General features: G+C 35.8%; 16 protein-coding genes. 12 read left to right on the top strand and 4 right to left on the bottom strand.

What is annotated here, in order from left to right; all coding sequences use genetic code 11:
- The first annotated feature begins 19 nt into the window (after positions 1 to 19).
- The 5 genes from BUB03_RS12755 (at position 20) to BUB03_RS12740 (ending at position 5,395) form a co-directional block, all read left to right on the top strand.
- Positions 20 to 370 (top strand): DoxX family protein, encoded by a 351-nt coding sequence (locus tag BUB03_RS12755; protein WP_073063798.1) that lies wholly within the window; start codon positions 20 to 22, stop codon positions 368 to 370.
- A 920-nt stretch (positions 371 to 1,290) separates the two neighbouring features.
- Positions 1,291 to 3,033, top strand: a complete 1,743-nt coding sequence (locus BUB03_RS12750) for a sensor histidine kinase (RefSeq protein ID WP_073063590.1) — start codon at positions 1,291 to 1,293, stop codon at positions 3,031 to 3,033.
- A gap of 1 nt (position 3,034) precedes the next feature.
- Positions 3,035 to 3,454, top strand: a complete 420-nt coding sequence (locus BUB03_RS22110; RefSeq protein WP_228417872.1) for a response regulator — start codon at positions 3,035 to 3,037, stop codon at positions 3,452 to 3,454.
- On the top strand, positions 3,454 to 3,687 hold the full coding sequence (locus BUB03_RS22105) for a helix-turn-helix domain-containing protein (protein ID WP_228417870.1): 234 nt from the start codon (positions 3,454 to 3,456) through the stop codon (positions 3,685 to 3,687). Before BUB03_RS22110 ends, BUB03_RS22105 begins: the two co-directional genes overlap by 1 nt.
- Positions 3,688 to 4,852: 1,165 nt before the next feature.
- Entirely contained in the window at positions 4,853 to 5,395 is a 543-nt protein-coding gene (locus tag BUB03_RS12740; RefSeq protein WP_073063587.1) for a thermonuclease family protein, read from the top strand.
- Between the two features lie 63 nt (positions 5,396 to 5,458).
- On the opposite strand, the gene BUB03_RS12735 is transcribed toward BUB03_RS12740, so the two are convergent.
- From BUB03_RS12735 to BUB03_RS12715, 4 genes are all read right to left on the bottom strand, one after another.
- On the bottom strand, positions 5,459 to 5,875 hold the full coding sequence (locus tag BUB03_RS12735; protein WP_040998981.1) for a hypothetical protein: 417 nt from the start codon (positions 5,873 to 5,875) through the stop codon (positions 5,459 to 5,461).
- Positions 5,876 to 6,097: 222 nt separating this feature from the next.
- Complete coding sequence (locus tag BUB03_RS12730) at positions 6,098 to 7,279, bottom strand: MFS transporter (protein WP_073063584.1); 1,182 nt, start codon at positions 7,277 to 7,279, stop codon at positions 6,098 to 6,100.
- 137 nt (positions 7,280 to 7,416) lie between these two features.
- Positions 7,417 to 8,028 carry a response regulator transcription factor gene (locus BUB03_RS12725; RefSeq protein ID WP_073063582.1) on the bottom strand — a complete coding sequence of 204 codons (612 nt, stop codon included), beginning with the start codon at positions 8,026 to 8,028 and terminating at the stop codon, positions 7,417 to 7,419.
- An 839-nt stretch (positions 8,029 to 8,867) separates the two neighbouring features.
- Positions 8,868 to 9,515: a DUF1349 domain-containing protein gene (locus BUB03_RS12715; RefSeq protein ID WP_073063576.1), complete on the bottom strand. Its 648-nt coding sequence runs from the start codon at positions 9,513 to 9,515 to the stop codon at positions 8,868 to 8,870.
- A gap of 81 nt (positions 9,516 to 9,596) precedes the next feature.
- Here BUB03_RS12715 and BUB03_RS12710 point away from each other — a divergent pair, with 81 nt between their 5' ends.
- From BUB03_RS12710 to BUB03_RS12680, 7 genes are all read left to right on the top strand, one after another.
- A complete protein-coding gene (locus BUB03_RS12710) occupies positions 9,597 to 10,340 on the top strand; it encodes a response regulator transcription factor (protein WP_073063573.1) in 744 nt (247 codons plus the stop codon).
- 93 nt (positions 10,341 to 10,433) lie between these two features.
- Positions 10,434 to 10,805, top strand: a complete 372-nt coding sequence (locus BUB03_RS12705; protein WP_040999244.1) for a helix-turn-helix domain-containing protein — start codon at positions 10,434 to 10,436, stop codon at positions 10,803 to 10,805.
- Positions 10,806 to 11,175: 370 nt separating this feature from the next.
- Positions 11,176 to 12,432 (top strand): aminotransferase class I/II-fold pyridoxal phosphate-dependent enzyme, encoded by a 1,257-nt coding sequence (locus BUB03_RS12700; protein WP_040998990.1) that lies wholly within the window; start codon positions 11,176 to 11,178, stop codon positions 12,430 to 12,432.
- 6 nt (positions 12,433 to 12,438) lie between these two features.
- Positions 12,439 to 13,080, top strand: coding sequence for a TetR/AcrR family transcriptional regulator (locus BUB03_RS12695; RefSeq protein WP_073063570.1), 642 nt, complete (start codon positions 12,439 to 12,441; stop codon positions 13,078 to 13,080).
- A gap of 99 nt (positions 13,081 to 13,179) precedes the next feature.
- Complete coding sequence (gene dnaX, locus BUB03_RS12690; protein ID WP_073063567.1) at positions 13,180 to 14,265, top strand: DNA polymerase III subunit gamma/tau; 1,086 nt, start codon at positions 13,180 to 13,182, stop codon at positions 14,263 to 14,265.
- Positions 14,266 to 14,402: 137 nt separating this feature from the next.
- Positions 14,403 to 14,876, top strand: a complete 474-nt coding sequence (locus BUB03_RS12685) for a hypothetical protein (protein ID WP_228374962.1) — start codon at positions 14,403 to 14,405, stop codon at positions 14,874 to 14,876.
- Positions 14,877 to 15,304: 428 nt separating this feature from the next.
- Complete coding sequence (locus BUB03_RS12680; RefSeq protein ID WP_040998996.1) at positions 15,305 to 16,384, top strand: chorismate mutase; 1,080 nt, start codon at positions 15,305 to 15,307, stop codon at positions 16,382 to 16,384.
- The last annotated feature ends 159 nt before the right edge of the window (positions 16,385 to 16,543 follow it).

Below are 16,543 nucleotides of genomic sequence, written 5' to 3'. Positions count from 1 at the left end.
AACTTTTAAACATGAAATTATGATCGTCAGAATAATTAATGCAATACTGATTCTTTTTGCGGTATGCATGGGCATTAAACAGGGATACGCAATGGTTGCGGGCAAGTCTGAAATGATAGAAATGTTTGGCAAATGGGGATTTAATAAAGCGGCACTGGTAATAAACGGCAGCATTACCATTATTGCAGCTTTACTGATCCTATTTCCCAAGACTTTTGTCTGGGGCAACTTTCTGATGGCAGCAGGTATTCTGCTCATCATTTGTCTGCATTTACTGGACAAAGATCTCAAAGGTGTTCTTATTGAACTCCCTTTTTTGATTCTGAACCTGGCGGTTATTTATCTGCAATATCCTTTGAAAAATGCTTGATGGCAGGATAAAATAGGTAAAACCCCAATGGATCTGTCGCGGATCCTCTTCTACACACTTTAAAAATATTACCGGAAGTGCTCCGGATCATATCACTGCTGCTGTCCAGTCCGGTTATGTAAGCATTATTGATGTCTATGGGCAGGTCACATTTGATCTGCCCATAGATTTTGTATAGTGTATCGGAATCTTTGAAGTACCAGGCTCCTTCTCCGGCAGCAAGCTTAGATACCAGAACAGTCGGTGAAAATAATGTACGATAGAAGTATGTATCATAATAAATGGTTTACAGGTTATTGTTTTTTGATGTTTTATTTATTATTGTGGAGTTTTAGTCTTATATTTAATAAATAATATATTATGTGTAAAATTATTATTGTATAATTGAATTTTACGTAAATATGTAATAAATATATTGGCTTATCAGAAAATTGAATAGTGAGCAGGATTAAAAATTATTTGAATACCATAAAAAGCTGTATGGTGTGATAGGAAACCTGATGTAGAATAAAGCATAACCGATATGCTTGCAGTTTTTAATACGTAGTGGATATTGGTTCGGACCCAATAAAATCCTGTTTAAATTCATTTTAAAGTTAAAAATGGCCTATTTTTTTATTAAAAGGAAATTATGAACTTAGGAAAAACTAACAATTATTATTTTCAATATCTATGTTTAGACAGAAAAAAATGCTTATACCGAACGGAATCCTGAAATTTTGTTATTTTTTTGTAATTTTAGGTAAGTGAATTCCCCTGTATTCAACAGGTGTTACTCATATAAATAGACAAAAATTACTTTAACTTTGTAATAAAATAAAACACTCTAACGGCTACTTTGGCATACTATTGTACCGTTTAAAAAACTAATACCCGGAAAACTTAAATATTCAGAAAATTAAATTAGCTGAGAAGCAGATATGAAATATAAATTCTTAAATTTTAAATGGAGGAAAGTTGTTCATTATTCATTGATCGTATGTATACTATTAATACAGGTTATTATAGCTATATTCTTTTATAACGAATTTGTTAATGAGAAGAAGCTTAAGTTTATTAAGAGCCAACTGGAAGAGAGTAGAGTACTGGGAGGATTGACAGACAATTCGAGAAAGGATTTCATGGATGCACAGAATTACCTTCAAAAATATATGATCAGCCAGGATGATAAAGACTTGAAATTATATTTCCAGTCACTCAGGAAGCTTAATGATAATTTCGAAAAAATAAACGATTATGGCAACATAAATCCCGGATTGAAAAACAGGCTGGCTCAGCAGAAAAAAGATACTGTAAAAATCGTAAAGCTGAAAACCATCATAGACTCCGTATACCAGACCTCTTCAAAACCGCCTTTACAGGCAGTTCAGGATCAGCATTATGAATTGGAAAGCTATAAGAATAATGATGATTTTGAAGATCTGAACATACAGACGCAGACCTATTCTGATACCATCAAAAAGAAAGGTCTTATGGGACGTCTGAGAGATGCTATATCAGGTAAGGTAGATGTTCAGAAGGAGAGCACGGTCATTACCATGACCAATAAAAAACCAGCCAATCTTTCCAGGATAAAGCTAAGAATGGATAGTCTGGCAAAATCCATGAACAAGTATTATACTACTGAAGTCAAAAAGATCCAGCTCTCTACCGTTCAGAATCAACAGTCTATGGCTCAGAACCAACGGGAAAATTTAAAATTTTATGGCAATTTCACCAAGTTATTGGTTTACAGTAACAGGCTGATCAATGTGTACGAAAAAGCCATTAAGGATTTTAAGTCTGAACTGGAAAAAGAATATAACGAACAGAGCTCAAATAACAACAGAATCAGAACTTATCTTGTGCTTGGATTGATGATCCTGATGTTTGTAGTGTCGATCCTGATCATGTATTTAACAAGAATTGCATTCATTTATGAAATGAAACTGAATGCTGCGAATAAAGAGATTAAAAAGAGTCTTAATTTCAAAAACAGGATTCTTGGTATGCTGAGCCACGAACTGATGTCGCCACTGAAGATCGTTAATATTTTTATTGACAAGATCAACAGGACTACAGCAGATGAGACCACGAAAGACTATCTTAAATCGATAAAGTTTACCAACAATACCCTTCTTATACAGTCTACCCAGATTCTGGAGTATACAAAAAACCAGGAAACAGAAAAAAAACTTGTCAAGGCGGTTTTTAATCTTAAAGATGAAATTAATTCTATTGTTACAGCAATTACGCCTTATATAGAAACAAGAAATAATAAATTTCTGGTCACCGACAGGATCCCTGAGAATCTGATGGTCAATTCAGACTACATAAAAATTAACCAGATATTTATGAATATTCTTGGAAACGCCAATAAGTTCACAGAAAACGGACAGATTGATCTTACCATGGCTACTGAGAAAATAGATGAAAATAATATTGCTCTCATCACTACGATAGGTGATACAGGGGTAGGGATTTCCGAGTCCGATCTTGAAAAAATCTTCGAGCCGTATTATCAAGGCATGGTTTCTGATAAGCTTGATAATTTTGGAGCAGGGTTGGGATTGAATCTTTGCAAAGAAATTATAGAGCTTTTCAATGGAGATATATCCGTTTCAAGCAAGCTCCATAAAGGAACAAAAGTAACATTCAGAATTAATTTAAACTTAAATAAATAAAATGGAAGAACCAATTGAACGTAATGAGATCGTATTTCTTTTAGCGGATAATCATAGCATCGTACGCCAGGGAATGGCGATCCTGATTGATGAAGTTGTTCCAAATTCTAAAATTTATCAAACCTCGTCTTCGCAGCAGATTGTGGAGATGATAAAAGCAAACGGAGTAGAAATAGCCGTCATTGATGCTCATTTTCCCGACGGGAACAGCCTGCATATTATACCCCTGATGAAAATGGCCAAGCCCGATATTAAGATATTGGTTTTTACAGGTCTTGAAGAAGAACTTCATGTACTTAAATTTATCAAAGCCGGAGCCAGCGGGTATGTAAGTAAATTAAGTGAAGAGACGGAAATAAGACAGGCAATTTCAGATATTGTTCATAAAGGGGAATATTTCTCTCCGCTTCAAGGAATTTAATGCTGCAGCTGGTTCAAAATCCGGATTTAATTAATCCTCTCAGCCGTTTAACGAAAAGGGAACTGCAGATTGCAGAAATGTATGCAGAAGGTCATGGAAATCTGGAGATCGCAAATAGCCTGGATATCAAGCAAAATACCGTAAGTACGATCAAGAAGAATATTTTTGATAAATTAAAAATTGAAAACCTCGTCGAACTGATCGACCTTATCAATACCCACCACAAAATATAAAGCTTTTTATCACCCTCTTTTCTTTTAATTGAAATATTATCGATAAACATCTATAGCTTTATCGATATATATCGACGTGAATTGTTGAGTACCTTATCATAATATGTTGTTACTTTGTCTCAATAAAATTAATCAAATGAAATAGCTAGGTCTATTGGTTGATAAGTTTTATAACACACAAAAATGATGAAATAAATATAAGTGTATACATGATCTTATAAAGAAACTTCTTGAAAGCAAATTATTAAAAAACACAAATTAATATAAAGAAGTTGTCTTGGTCTTTGTAGGTCATATTTATACAGGAAAAAAGGGGAGGCTTTAGCCTCCTTTTTATTTTTAAGTTACTTATGATAATAATTCAAACAGGCTTCGTGAACAGGTAACTTTAGCTTCTATTAAATAGATAAATATCTACGTTCTTATCGACATATATCGATGCTGATCATTAGGGAGCTTATCATATAATGTTGTTACTTTGTCTTAATAAAATGAACCGGTTGAAAGAGTTATATTCATGGGAAATATTTTTTGGTTTTATTTCAGATGGTTAGTTTTATAACACACATAATGATGAGATAAATATAAGTGTATGCATGATCTTAAAGTGGCTTCTTGAAAGAAAATTATTAAAAAAACACAAATTAATATAGAGAAGTTAACTTGATCTTTGTAGATCATTTGTACAATAAAAAGGGAGGCATTAGCCTCCTTTTTTATTAGGTAACCTTATCGGGCTGTTTCTCGATAACAGTTATTCTTCTAAATATTTATGGGATAAATATCTGAGTCAGTATCGACATATATCGATGTGGTTTATACGAGTCTTTATCTTATAATGTTGTTACTTTGTCTCAGTGAAATTAATTAAATAAAAGAAGGGTATTCATTGAAAATATTTCCAGATTTATTGCAAATGATGAATTTTACAAAATACAAATGATGAAATTAATATAAGTGTATATATGATCTTAAAAACTTCTTGAAAAAAAATTATTAAAAAAACACAAATCAATATAAAGAAGTCATCGGATCATTTTATACAGAAAGAGGAGGCAGTAGCCTCCTCTTTCATTTCAGGAATCACGTCCTTGTTCTGTGAAGAGAATTGAAGAAAAATCTATACTGACTGCGGGTTTTCGAAATAAATACATAATTTCGCGTCATGAGAATACTTCTTCCCGCATTATTATGCTTTCCCTTTTTATTTTTCTCACAGACAACGGCTAAAGTAGTTGGAATTTCGGACGGAGATACCATTACTGTTTTATTGGACGGAAATGTACAGAAGAAACTCCGGCTGGCAGAAGTGGATTGTCCCGAAAACAGACAGCCTTTCGGCAAGAATGCCAAAAAGTTTACATCCGATCAGGTTTTTGCCAGGCAGATCACCTTTACAGAAACAGATAAGGACCGTTACGGACGTTCGGTGGCGAAAGTGTATTACGACAATGGTAAATATCTTTCGGCAGAGATTATAAAAGCCGGATACGGTTGGTGGTATTATTCCTATTCTGAAAATACCGATTTAGGAAAAATGCAGGAAGCAGCAAAAATTAAAAGACTGGGCCTGTGGCAGGATAAAAAGGCTATTTCCCCGTGGGATTTCCGCAAACAGCAGCGTGAAAATGCCAAGATTAAGCGGCTTCAAAAACAATCGGAGCAACAGGTGCAGAAGACGGATACGGAAAAAACACGTGCTATATAAAAAAACGAAACCGCTGCAAAAAAAACAGCGGTTTCCCTTATAAATAATAAACAAGAATAATAACTAAGACTCGGTTTTCAATAGTCCAAAATTAGATGTTGAGGGTTCTTTTCCGAAAAGACACGAAAAAATATTCTGAAACTCATGAATATATTTGCATCTGATGGAGTTACCATATATTTTCAGCCCCTCCAGGATCTTTTTTGAACTCAAATCAATGTCGTATTTAATAAATGTTTCAGGTCTTTCATATCGGATTCTTTGTTCTGAACTGTACGTCCGTAAAAAGCCAAGTTTTTCAAGCCATTCTTCAGTTATCTGGATCGGTTTGATAGCATCCGCCGGTACCGAAATCCTTTGGACATCATTTTCAATTTTTACAAAGTAATCTTGACTTGCACCCTGAAATATTTCAGTGATGGTGTAAATTTGGTTTTTGTATTCAACTAAGTTTTTGATTTTAAGATCTGCTGCATTCATAATATTGTGAGTTTAGAAAGGTGTGATAGTTCTAAAATAAACTGCAAATACTATGCCCTCTATCCTGGTGATATTTATTATTTTTGAGGGTTTTGATGATTTTTAGCATTAATAATTAAATTTATGTTAAAATTATCCATCTATTTTGTTAAATTCATGAATTTGAAAGAATTCAGCGTGGTATCTATGTGGTATCTTTTTTTGTTAAAGACATTTAACATTCTACTCTTTGTTCCTTACAGCAAGTAAAAAAGAAATCCCAACAGAAAAAATGAGCAGCATGATAAACACATTCCATGAACCTGCATGGAGAATGTATCCTGTACCGGTTCCGAGAATGCTGGATCCGAAGTAATAAAAAAGCCAGTAAATAGACGTTGCCGATGACTTACCCTGCCTGGCATGAAGTGCAGTCATCTGGCTGGCCATAGTATGTGCCGCAAAAAAAGAAAGGGTGAACAATCCAAGCCCGAAAATAATCATATAAATATTGTCCGACAGCAAAAGTGCAGTGCCCGCAAGCATGAAAAGAACGGAAGCATTCAATATATGACGGCTGCTGAATCTTTTGGAAAGCCTGCTTGTTATCATGGTTCCAAACATCCCGAAAATGTACATTAAAAATATAAAGGCAATGACAAAATGACTTAAAGAAAACGGTGCAGCTTCCAGCCTGAAAGATAAATAATTGTAAACACTGACGAATGAACCCATCAGGAGCGCAGCAATAAAATACAACCGAAGCAGGTAAGGATCCGTAAGGAATTTTTTCATCTGCTTTATCTTCAGGGAATAATCCGTTTGCTGAGGATCAAAAAATCTGGATTCCGGAAACAGTTTCCAGAAAACAAGCCCCAGTATCAGGCTTTCTATACCTATGATAAGAACAGCATTCCGCCAGCCCAGTTCACCCGCCAGGATTGTTGCCATTATTCTTCCGCTCATTCCGCCGATGGTATTGCCGCTAAGATACATGCTGATGGCAAATCCCACTACAGAAACGTGCACTTCTTCAGTCAGATAGGCGAGAGCTATTGCGGAAACACCGGATACCACGAACCCTTTTAAAATACCGGTTACGATAAGCAGGCTGAGGCTTGGCATCCATGCTGAAATAATAGTAAGTATTGCAGAAGAAACCAGCGAAAAAGTCATCAGGCCCTTCCTGGAATAACTGTCCGCTTTAAAGGCAAAAAACAGCAGACCGATGGCCATTCCGATCGTGGAAGAGGATACAAGAAGAGAGCTGTCGCCGGCAGTTGTTTTGAAATATTCAGAAACGGTAGGAAGTATAGGCTGAAAAAGATAAAGCTGGGCGAAAACGGAAAGCCCTGAAAAGAAAATACAAAGCTTTATGTACCGGAAACGCCGGCTTCCTTTATTCGCTTTTTCAGTTGAATTCATGTTGTATGCTTACAGTAAACGTTTTTTTGTCAAAACTTTGGTCCGGCAAATTACCTTATATTTTTTAATTGGGAAAATACCTTAATCAATTCTCATAAGATCATGGCCATTTTGCCCATTTCAACCAGCAGCCTTTCCTAATGCATGGTTTCATACACCTTGATCAGTTCGGCAATATTGGAAACATTAAGTTTTTTAAAGATCCTTTTTTTATAGGTGCTTACGGTAGACATCTGGATGTCCAGCTTATTGCCGATTTCCAGGTTTCCCGATCCTTTGGCCAGCAGTTGAAAAATTTCATACTCCCTGGTAGATAGCTTTTCTACAGGATTGCCTTTTTTATTCTGAACGATAAGCCCGATCAGTTCACTGGGGTAGTAGTAGCCTTTCTGAATGACGGATTTTACTGCTTCCCTGATCTCTTCTTTGCTGCTCTGCTTGTTAAGATAACCCTCGGCACCTTCCCGGATATATTGTATGGCTACATCTTTGCCGTGTCCGGAAAAAACAAGGATTTTCAGGTTTTTCTGAATACCTTTAAGTTCAGAGACCATTTTTTTGTATTGTGTTCCGGGCATATCAGTATCAAGAAGAAGAAGGTCATAATCATGGTTGGATATATGTTCTTTTACCTGGTCATAATTCTCTGCAAAATCTATATTGGTTTTTGGATAAACAGACTCTAGTACCAAAGCAGTTCCTGCTCTTACTACATAGTGATCATCAGCAATTAAGATTCTTTCATTCATATAAATAGGTTTTAATAAGAGTTGTTTCAGCGATAGTTTTTTCGGGAGGGTTGTGTCCGGGTTTGAAAATGAAATAATGAATAGCCTGTTCCCGGGTTTTTCCTTTTAAAATCAGGATTTTCAAACTCTGGATGGTTAGGCAGGCTGATATAGTTATTTATCTTTTCAACAGATGTTTCTTTTCCCGTATCGGCGGTTATTGTAGTTAGTTTTTTTTTAATAATGCAAAATGAAATGTTACCATTAAATGTTTCAGTTCCGGCGAGGCCTGTCAGAAGATCATGGCATATCTTAACAACGGTTCTTACCCTTGCTTGTAGAAGTCCGCTGCTAATAATATAAAACGTAAAAAAATGACGCTGTTTGTAAATGTTCGAAAACAAAATTACAAAAAACAATGTCCGGGCTTTCATAAATACATCAATGATCTATGCTTTCCGTTTGATTAGTACGGAAAATTATTAATATAATTATTATACAAGCCGAAGTTTTTTAAGTGGGGAATAACTGAATACATTTTTCATTCAACATTTTTGTGTTTTGTGTCTTTGTAATTAAACAAATTTAGTTTAAGCTGTAAATTTAGTGATTTTATACGCATTAATCATTATAATAAGGTGGATTTTGATATGAAATTTATTCTTTAAAAGCTGAAGCTGCATCAGGAATTGCGAATTTTCTCCTCAACAAAATGACAATAGTTTGCTCTCTCTTTCTTCCATACCTTTAGAATACCGGGCGAACTAATTTTCAATACCAGAAGGAATTTCTCATAAAAAAACCTCCCTGAAAAGGGAGGCGAATAAAAATTGACTGTATATCGAATGTAAATTCAATCGTTATTTATTGTTTTCAAGCCATTTTAACCTGCGCTGGTCGGGGAGGTGTTTTACCTTGAAGCCATCAAAAACTGCTGTAAAGCCGTTCCCGTCCGGACAGGCAGCCATTAAGCCTACCATTACAGGAGTATTGTCCTGTAGATAAGCATTACGCATCATGATATAATTCTGATCATCAAAAGAATAAAATATTTCCACGGCATCAAGCCTTCTCACTGCTTTAATCCATACTGCGGCAGGGGTTTTGTCCAGTGCAATGACGCTCCAGTCACTCGTTCCATGGGTAACCACGGTGCTGAGATTATACTTTCCATCTACGAATTCTATGCCTGCCTTGATGTAGTTCTCTTTATCTGTTCTCAGCATAAGTCCCATCTGGTCAAATCTGGCTTTGTAATTCCCGCTGATCTTTACCTTTGCCTCAAATTCCCCGCCATAGGTTGTATAATAAAAAGGGGCATCATCTACCGTAAATCCATAGTGGGAAATTCTCCAGTAATCACTTTGGGGAGTTACCGTCATCGACAGTTTGTTGTTTTTGATTTCCCATTGCTCCGGTTCATTAAACCAGCTCATTTTTTCCAAAGTCTGTGCAAAGGTTTTCTGAACCATAAAAACTGCACATAAGCTTAAAATCAGTCTCTTCATCCTCTTTAATGGTGGTAAATTATTATTTTAGCAAAAGTATAATTAAACCCATACTGCATCAATACTGATAAATAACCATTTATGGAGATCATAGAAAAACTGAACAGCAGACTTTTAGATAAATCATCCCGAGAATGTAAGCTTGATACTGAAGTGTACAGGAAGAGGGCATCGGTGTATGCACAAATGGAAGGGGCAATCTCCGTTTTAAGCGATATGCAGGCCGACAAGAGTTATGTGTATAAATCTAAAGCAGCCATTGCATTGGGTTTGAGTATGACGGAAAACCCATCAGAAATCAATTCCATATGGGAAGAGGAGATTATTAAAAAGATCCATCCTGATGACAGAGTCAAAAAATACGTCCATGAACTGAGGTTTTATGAACTGATGGATGCTATGGACCCGGAATTAAGAGCAGATTATTCTGTTCTTTCAACAATAAGGATGAAAGATCAGAATGGCGAATATAGACTTGTAAAGCACCGTATGTTTTACATTTATTCACCCGATAACGGAAAGCTGAGATTTGCATTTTGTCTTTATCAGTTGGCATTGGATGGGACATTATCTCCGGATTCCGATTTTATGATTGTGAATATGGCTAAAGGGGAAATTATGTTAAAAGATAAACTGAATTACCAGAATATCCTTTCAAAAAGAGAACTGGAAATTTTGAAATACATAGGTGAAGGATATGCCAGTAAGGAAATAGCAGGTTTTCTATCAATAAGCATCAACACAGTAAGCAGGCACCGTCAGAATATTCTTGAAAAACTGAAAGTTAAAAATTCTGTTCAGGCGTTTAAAGATAGTTTTTATTAGTTATTTCCTGGTATGCCGAAAAGTTCACCATATTTTATTTATTCTTATCTTTAATTTTATAGATTAAAATCTTTCTATAAATACGATGAAAAAATGAAAAGAAGTGAAGAAATCACCATGCAGTATTTTAATTTTCTTGAAAAACATATTCAGGATGTAATGGCTGGAACTGTTCCTGAATTTATGGAGCTTAACGAAATTGCCGGACATCTTGCTGTTTCCCATAAACACCTTACAGATACTGTAAAAAAAGAAGCAGGGCAGCACCCGTGTTATTTTTATGACGGGAAAATTATTGATAAAGCAAAAGAGATGATCGCTCATTCCGAAACTTCCATTGCGGAGATTGCAAGAATGTTTACCTATGACCCCTCCAATTTTTCAAAATTCTTTAAAAAAATGACAGGAATTACTCCGGGACAGTTCAGGAAAAACAGCAGGCATAACCATAAGAAATCTCTCTGACTGTTTAAAAAATATAATCTTAAAGCACTTTCAATGCACTAATCCTTTCAAATATTTTCGTATCCGGATACAGTAAAAGAGAATAATATTTTAGAAATGAGGCAATTGTGGAACATTTGTCTTTTTTTTGTGATTTATTTATTAATAGTGGTTTATTGTTGTTGCTTTTTTGTTAAATTTAGATTCAGATAAATAGAACAAAAATATAACGGATATAGGACCAGTAAAGCTATTTGATTATCAGATCATAATGTGGTATCTAAATAAAACTATAATATGATATTTAATATATCGGGTAGATTTTACAGACTCTAATAATCATATATTTGTTACTTAAACAACTAACATTTAACAACTAACAACATTAAGGATGACCATTGATTTTACAACAGCAACATTTAAAGATTTTGAGAATATCCCGGATTATGATATTGCTCAGAGAGCAGATTACTTTTACGAATTTCTGGATCATATGAAGTCCAGAGGACATATGAATTACAGACTGAAAAATACTTCAGGTAGCAATGCAACACTCAATATAGATATAGCTAATCAAAATAATGAATATATAAGCTTTGTTTCAAGTGATTATTTAGGATTTACACAGCATCCAAAAGTAAAACAGGCAGCTATTGAAGGAATCGAAAAATATGGAACCGGTACCGGTGCATCACCTCTGATCGGTGGATATTTTGATTATCATAGTGCCATAGAAAAAAAGATTGCTGATTTTTTTGGAAGAAATGAAGATGAAGTTGTTTTGTTTACTACCGGATATTCAGCTAACAGTGCCACTTTGCAGATATTAATGCAGAAAGAAGATATTGCTATTTTAGACATGGGAGTACATGCCAGCGTACATGAAGGATGTGCTTTTACCAATAAAAAAACATTTCCGCACAATAATTTGGAAGCTTTGGAACACATTTTGAAAGTATGTGAAGATACGTACCGTACAAAGCTTGTTATTGTAGACGGAGTATACTCTCAGGAAGGGGATACTTCACGTGCTAAAGAAATATATGCTCTTGTAAAAAAATATAATGCCTATCTTATGGTAGATGATGCCCATGGCGTTGGAGTTATAGGAAAAACCGGGAGAGGTGCCCTTGAGGACGATGGTTTATTGGATAAGGTAGATTTTATAACAGGAACATCCAGCAAGACTTTTGGCAACCTGGGAGGATATACGATTGCGAACAAAAAAATAGCATCATTCCTTAAGTTCCAGTCCAGGCAGCATATTTTCTCAGTAACACCACCACCTTCTTCCTTCGGAATTCTAAAAGCAATTGATCTTATTGATGAAGAGCCATTCTGGAAAGATAAGCTATGGGATAATATCAATTATTTCAAAAAAGGCCTTAATGATTTAGGTTTGGATACAGGAATTACCTGCTCAGCGATCATTCCGGTGAAAATAGGAGACCAGAACAAGATGTGGGATATCGGAAGGATATTGCTTGAGGCAGGAGTGTATACAAATCCTATTATGTATCCCGCCGTAGCGAGAAAAGATGCACGTATAAGAATGACAGTAACAGCCCGACACGAGAAAGAACATCTTGATAAAACACTTAATGTTTTTGATGATATAAATAAAAAATTGCATATTGCAAAAAAATAATAAATTATGCCCAGAAAAGTAGTGCAAGGCCCCATCAGGGACAAAGAAAAAACAAAGCAGAAGCTGCTTGCAGCAGTTGGTAAAATTTTGAGAGTTAAAGGATACTCCGGTCTTAAAGTAAGTAAGATTGCAGCAGTAGCCGGTTTCGACAAAAAGCTTATCTATGAGTATTTTGGAAGTACAGACAAACTTATTGACGAGTATATAAAATCTCAGGATTACTGGAGCAAATTCAGTCCGGATATTGAAGAAGAAATACAGGTAGGTAAAGGTAAGGAAGATTTAACCCAGGGAATTCTTATGCAGTTTGAAAGCCTTAAGAAAAATAAAGAATTACAAAAAATTATTCTTTGGGAACTTTCGGAAAGCAAGCCGATACTTAAAAACATATTAAAGCAAAGAGAAGATGTAGCGGCTAATCTGTTTGAAAATGTTACGGATCCTTACTTTGGAGAGAATGCCACAAACGTTAGAGCGATGCTGGCATTAATAGCAGCAGGAGTTTACTACCTGAATCTGTTCCCGGCATACAACGGAACCGAATTCTGTGGTATTGATATGAGAACGGAAGAAGGAAGAGCTGAAGTTCAAAAAGTAATCGTTGAGATTATAGACCATTACTATAAAACAAAAAAAGCAAAAGATTAATCATTAAAAGTTTTCCAATTTGACCGAAAAATAATTTTTTGTTGATAATTTGAAAACTTTTAATTTTCAGATTAAAACTATATTTCTTATTTTTGACCAATGGAAAATTTTATCGTATCTGCAAGAAAATACCGTCCTCAGCAGTTTGACACTGTAGTAGGGCAATCTCATATTACAGATACCTTAGAACATGCTATTGGAGAAAATCAATTGGCTCAGGCCTTACTTTTCTGCGGTCCTAGGGGTGTGGGTAAAACTACTTGTGCCAGAATCCTGGCCCGTAAGATCAATGAAAAGGACGGTTCTGTTTCAGAAGACGGCTTCGCCTACAACATCTATGAACTGGATGCGGCGTCCAACAACTCCGTAGATGATATCAGGGAACTGATAGACCAGGTCCGCTTTGCGCCTCAGGTAGGTAAGTATAAGGTTTATATTATCGATGAGGTGCACATGCTGTCTTCCGCAGCCTTTAATGCATTCCTTAAAACCCTTGAGGAACCGCCTGCACATGCGATCTTTATTTTGGCAACTACTGAGAAGCACAAAATAATTCCTACCATATTATCCAGATGTCAGATCTACGACTTCAAGAGAATTACCATTGAAGATATCCAGGGACATCTGCGCAACATTGCTCAGAAGGAAAATATCCAGTATGAGGATGATGCCCTGTATCTTATTGCCCAGAAGGCGGATGGTGCCTTAAGAGATGCGCTTTCTATTTTTGACAGGCTTTCCACATTTTCCCAGAAGAATATTACATTGGTCAAAGCCGCTGAAGTACTCAATATTCTTGATTATGACCAGTATCTCAATATAGTGGATCTCGCTAAAGAAAATAAAATTCCTGAAGTACTTTTTGCTTTTAATGAAATTGTGAAAAAAGGCTTCGATCCCCATATTTTTATTGCCGGCCTGGGAAATCATTTCAGAGACCTGATGATGGCGCAGAATGCCAGGACAATCGAACTTATTGAAGTGGGGGAAAGGACCAAAGTGAAATTTGTAGAGCAAAGCCAGAAATGGAGCCCTCAGCAACTGATCGATGGCATAGAGATCTGCAATCATGCGGATATCAATTACAAAAACTCCAAGAATCCAAGACTTACAGTAGAAATTGCACTGATGCAGCTGTCTTCCCTGACAGCTAATTTAGGCGATACTAAAAAAAAAAGTTCTTAATACTGGCTCCGTTTCTCAGTGAGAAACAGGAAGTAAAAATCCCCGAAAAAACTCCGGAGAAAAAAGAGATAGTAGCAGAAGTACAGCCTGTACAGGCAGAAACCGTTCAGGTAACATCTGTAAAAACTACAAAACCCTTGTCCAGACAGGGAATTTCTTCCGGCTTCAGCATCAATTCCTTACTAAATAAAGAAGAGAAAGAAGTAAAAGAAGAAATCGTAGCTGTAAAAACGGAAAATCTTCCTCAGAACCATTTTACAGAAACAGATCTCCAGATGGAATGGAACCTTATGCTCAAGCAGCTCCAGACCAGAAACAGCTTTATCTTTAATGCCGTAAAAACATTTAAGCTGATAAAAGCAGGAGAAAATACGATCAAAGTATTATATCCTTCCGATTCTGCTAAAGCCGAATTCGATAAAATTGCAGGCGAATTTTTCAATCATTTCAAAACAAAAGTTCACAATCATGCTATTGAGATAGATTACCAGCGTGATTTCGATAACCTTAAAATTGAAGTGCTTACCAAAAGAAAAGTATTCGAAAAATTTATCGAAAAAAATCCTCTTTTAAAAGATCTGGATGATCTGATGAAATTCGATTTAACGTAGCTTATTGTATTTATCACAATTTTTTTTTGTCAGAATAAGTTTTTTTATATCTTTGTCAAAGATTTTTGCAAAAATTAAGTTTTTGACAAAAACAAATAAGATTAAAACTAAACAACAGAAGTTTCAGAATCCAGTGGAAAAATCGTTAATCCCATCTCTGTCTCATTTTGTACCCGCTGATTTCTTTAGCGGTTATTTTAGTTTTTCTGCTTTCTATTATAGAAATTTCAGAACGTATTATCGATTTTATTGGTACTGCTAACTGAATTTCTTTCCAAAAAATACAGGAGAAGTAAAGTCCTTACATTTTCCTGATTCCTTTAAACAATTTTGAACGGCATTTTTTGAAAAGAATTATAAAATGAATTTTATAATGAAAGGGCTATTGCTGTTAACTTAGAAAATAAAAAAACAATAAATTTAAAAATATGAATTTAAAAGATGTAAAAAACGAGTGGATCAACGAGCTTTCACAGCCATTAATGATCGCCGGGCCATGCAGCGCTGAAAGTGAAGCACAAATGCTTGAAACCGCCAAAAGAATAAAAGAAACCAATGCTCAGGTGCCTATTTTCCGTGCCGGGATATGGAAACCCCGTACGAAACCAAATGGTTTTGAAGGAGTAGGAGTGATCGGACTGAACTGGCTGAAAAAAGTAAAAGAAGAATACGGTTTCAAAACAGCTACGGAAGTAGCGAACGCCCACCACGTATTTGCCGCCCTGGAAGCTGATGTAGATGTTCTTTGGATCGGAGCGAGATCTACCGTAAACCCTTTTACAGTTCAGGAAATTGCAATGGCTTTAAGAGGAACCAATAAGCCGGTATTCGTTAAAAACCCTGTCAATCCCGATCTTGCTTTGTGGATTGGTGCTTTGGAAAGACTTTTAGGGCAGGACATTAAAAACCTCGGAGTTATTCACAGAGGATTCTCAACTTACCAGAAAACAAAATACAGAAATAACCCTAACTGGCAGATTGCCCTTGATTTCAAAAGCCAGTTCCCTAATATTCCAATGCTGATAGACCCTTCCCACATCTGCGGAAACAGGACAGGTCTTGCAGATGTTACGCAGGAAGCCTTAAACGTAGGATACCAGGGGGCCATTATTGAAACACACTGTAATCCTGATGAAGCATGGAGTGATGCTTCCCAGCAGATTACGCCTGAAGTGCTGGCAGAACTGATCGGAAACCTGAAAGTAAGAAATTCCGGTCTTGCAGGTTTTGATAACGAAATGGGAAGACACAGAACCCTGATCTCTGACCTTGACTTCCAGTTGATCGAGCTGCTTTCTCAAAGAATGAAGATCTCCGAAAAGATCGGAAAGCTTAAAAAAGAAAATGATATAGCCATCTTCCAGCCTGAAAGATGGAAAGTGATTACAGAATACGCTACACAGAAAGCAAAAGAAACCGGAATGTCTCAGGAATTTATTGAGAAGGTTTTCAAAGCTATTCACGAAGAATCTATTGAGGTACAGAACAGTATTATGATTGAAAAGTAAGGAGTTAGGAATCAGAAGTTAGGAATAAGGAATGATCTTTCTGAATTTCTGTAAACTGATAATAGGGCTTAGGGTACTTGGATTATAGGAGAAATGATTTTTGTTTTCAACTATATCCTGAACCCTAAGCCCTAATTCCTTATATTTGCATCACATTAT

Origin of the sequence: Chryseobacterium oranimense, assembly GCF_900129755.1 — a bacterium.
In the GTDB taxonomy this organism is placed as follows: domain Bacteria; phylum Bacteroidota; class Bacteroidia; order Flavobacteriales; family Weeksellaceae; genus Chryseobacterium; species Chryseobacterium oranimense.
The sequence above is the reverse complement of the archived record's forward strand: the minus strand, read 5'-3'. Positions and strand labels throughout refer to the sequence as shown.

Bases quoted from the DNA above. Each gene is read 5' to 3' on its own strand.
- BUB03_RS22105 (WP_228417870.1), top strand. From the start codon at position 3,454: ATGCTGCAGCTGGTTCAAAATCCGGATTTAATTAATCCTCTCAGCCGT.
- BUB03_RS12735 (WP_040998981.1), bottom strand. From the start codon at position 5,875: ATGAATGCAGCAGATCTTAAAATCAAAAACTTAGTTGAATACAAAAAC.
- BUB03_RS12715 (WP_073063576.1), bottom strand. From the start codon at position 9,515: ATGAAGAGACTGATTTTAAGCTTATGTGCAGTTTTTATGGTTCAGAAA.
- BUB03_RS12750 (WP_073063590.1), top strand. From the start codon at position 1,291: ATGAAATATAAATTCTTAAATTTTAAATGGAGGAAAGTTGTTCATTAT.
- BUB03_RS12700 (WP_040998990.1), top strand. From the start codon at position 11,176: ATGACCATTGATTTTACAACAGCAACATTTAAAGATTTTGAGAATATC.
- BUB03_RS12755 (WP_073063798.1), top strand. From the start codon at position 20: ATGATCGTCAGAATAATTAATGCAATACTGATTCTTTTTGCGGTATGC.
- BUB03_RS12730 (WP_073063584.1), bottom strand. From the start codon at position 7,279: ATGAATTCAACTGAAAAAGCGAATAAAGGAAGCCGGCGTTTCCGGTAC.
- BUB03_RS12740 (WP_073063587.1), top strand. From the start codon at position 4,853: ATGAGAATACTTCTTCCCGCATTATTATGCTTTCCCTTTTTATTTTTC.
- BUB03_RS12680 (WP_040998996.1), top strand. From the start codon at position 15,305: ATGAATTTAAAAGATGTAAAAAACGAGTGGATCAACGAGCTTTCACAG.
- BUB03_RS12710 (WP_073063573.1), top strand. From the start codon at position 9,597: ATGGAGATCATAGAAAAACTGAACAGCAGACTTTTAGATAAATCATCC.
- BUB03_RS12695 (WP_073063570.1), top strand. From the start codon at position 12,439: ATGCCCAGAAAAGTAGTGCAAGGCCCCATCAGGGACAAAGAAAAAACA.
- BUB03_RS12705 (WP_040999244.1), top strand. From the start codon at position 10,434: ATGAAAAGAAGTGAAGAAATCACCATGCAGTATTTTAATTTTCTTGAA.
- dnaX (WP_073063567.1), top strand. From the start codon at position 13,180: ATGGAAAATTTTATCGTATCTGCAAGAAAATACCGTCCTCAGCAGTTT.
- BUB03_RS22110 (WP_228417872.1), top strand. From the start codon at position 3,035: ATGGAAGAACCAATTGAACGTAATGAGATCGTATTTCTTTTAGCGGAT.
- BUB03_RS12725 (WP_073063582.1), bottom strand. From the start codon at position 8,028: ATGAATGAAAGAATCTTAATTGCTGATGATCACTATGTAGTAAGAGCA.